The 1333-nt window shown below is 69.0% G+C and carries 1 protein-coding gene; it reads left to right on the top strand.

Annotation, left to right across the window (positions count from 1 at the left end):
• Nucleotides 1–165: 165 nt before the first annotated feature.
• The coding region (locus tag EW117_RS29245) for an IS110 family RNA-guided transposase (protein WP_242504652.1) at nucleotides 166–1333 on the top strand (1168 nt) is incomplete at its 3' end.

Below are 1333 nucleotides of genomic sequence, written 5' to 3'. Positions count from 1 at the left end.
TCCTGCTGGACTGTCTTCCGAGTGATCCGCCCGGCCCCGGGGACCACCCGCAGACGGTGCCGGCCGGGCGGACATGACCTCATAGGAGCTTGGGTAGAAGCCCCCACCACTGTCCTGTCTGCTGCCCGACCGGCACCTACCTTCCACGCAGAAGGCAGGACCATCTTGTCAAACACCACCGGGCCAGTGATCGTGTTCGCGGGCGCAGATACCCACGCGGACACGATCCACATCGCTGTCGTGACCGAGCACGGCCAGGACCTGGCCGACCAGGAGTTCCCGACCACCGCCACGGGATACGCCCGGGCGATCTCGTTCATCACGACCCACGGCGTCGTGCGGGCCTTCGGTATCGAAGGCACCAGCAGCTACGGCGCGGGCCTGGCCCGCGCGGCCCGCACAGCGGGTGGGAACGTGATCGAGGTCAACCGTCCCGACCAGCACGAACGACGCCGCAAAGGAAAGTCCGACCCGCTGGACGCCTACGCCGCCGCCCGCGCAGTCGCGTTCGGACGTGCCACGACCCCGCCCAAAGACGAGACGATCGAAGGCATCCGCGCCCTGCTGAACGTCCGCCGCTCAGCAGTGAAAGCCACGACCGTGGCGATCAACCAGATCCGGCAGATGCTGATCACCGCCCCCGAACCCGTCCGCGCGAAATACTCCCAGACCGAGCCAGCCGCGCTCACGCAGGCCCTGGCCCGCTCTCGCAGCACTCACCCCGACCCGGTCACTGCGGCGGTCCTGGTCTCGCTGCGCGCCCTGGCACGCCGCTACCGCGCCCTGCAGACCGAGATCGAGCAGATCACCGACCAGCTCGACCACCTCACGGCCCAAGCCAACCCCGGGCTGCGCGCCGCCTACGGCACCGGCCCGGTGACCACAGCTCAGCTGCTGATCACCGCGGGCGGCAACCCCGACCGGCTACGCACCGAAGCATCATTCGCAGCCCTGTGCGGCACCGCACCCGTGCCCGCGTCCTCGGGCAAGACCACCGGCCGCTACCGCCTCTCACGCGGCGGCGACCGGCAGGCGAACAACGCGCTGCACCGCATCGCACTGGTCCGGATGAACAGCCACCAACCAACCAAGGACTACGTCGCCCGGCAACACGCCCGCGGCAAGTCGAAACGCGAGATCCAGCGCCAGCTCAAACGCGCCATCGCCCGCGAGATCTTCCGCTACCTGACCCAGCACATCCCGGTCCCGCAGATCGCCGACCTACGACCGCTACGCCAGGCCAAGAACATCACCCTGACCGCCGCAGCGAACCACTTCGGCATCTGGCCCGCCGTCATCTCGACCCTCGAACGCGGCATCCGCCGCGACGACA

The organism is Promicromonospora panici (genome assembly GCF_900608595.1).
Classification (GTDB): Bacteria; Actinomycetota; Actinomycetes; order Actinomycetales; family Cellulomonadaceae; genus Promicromonospora; species Promicromonospora panici.
This window is presented reverse-complemented; position numbering and strand designations above follow the sequence as displayed.